Origin of the sequence: Pleomorphomonas diazotrophica, from assembly GCF_002844595.1 — a bacterium.
Classification (GTDB): domain Bacteria; phylum Pseudomonadota; class Alphaproteobacteria; order Rhizobiales; family Pleomorphomonadaceae; genus Pleomorphomonas; species Pleomorphomonas diazotrophica.
Map to the genome: position 1 here is coordinate 1 of NZ_PJNW01000032.1, position 549 is coordinate 549.

At 60.5% G+C, this 549-nt stretch carries 1 protein-coding gene; it reads left to right on the top strand.

Annotated elements, in window-relative coordinates; genetic code table 11:
* Window positions 1-547 (top strand): ATP-binding cassette domain-containing protein (locus CXZ10_RS21265; protein WP_143741590.1); only part of this gene is annotated, 547 nt, incomplete at its 5' end.
* Window positions 548-549: the final 2 nt, after the last annotated feature.

Sequence of the window (549 nt, forward strand, 5' to 3'; positions counted from 1 at the left end):
CGACGTCTCCACCGTCGAGCGGGCGATCAAGTCGGGCCTTGCCTATGTCACCGAGGACCGCAAGCAGCTCGGCCTGGTCTTGATCAACAACGTGATGCACAACAACACGCTGGCCAACCACAAGGGCATCTCGAAGAACTTCGTCATCGACGAGTATACCGAGCGCAAGGCGGCCAACGAGTATCGTCAGAAGCTCCGCATCCGCACGCCCAGCATCTATCAGGACGTCGTCAACCTCTCCGGCGGCAACCAGCAGAAGGTCGTGCTCGCCAAGTGGCTGTTCGCCAATCCGGATGTCCTGATCCTCGACGAGCCGACGCGCGGCATCGACGTCGGCGCCAAGTATGAAATCTACTCGATCGTCAACGATCTCGTCGCCGCCGGCAAGGCGGTCATCTTCATCTCCTCGGAAATGCCGGAGCTGCTCGGCACCTGCGACCGCATCTACGTCATGAACGAAGGTGCGATCGTGGCCGAAATGCCCGTTGCCGAGGCCAGCCAGGAAAACATCATGGGCGCCATCATGCGCTCGGGGGAGAAGGTTTGATG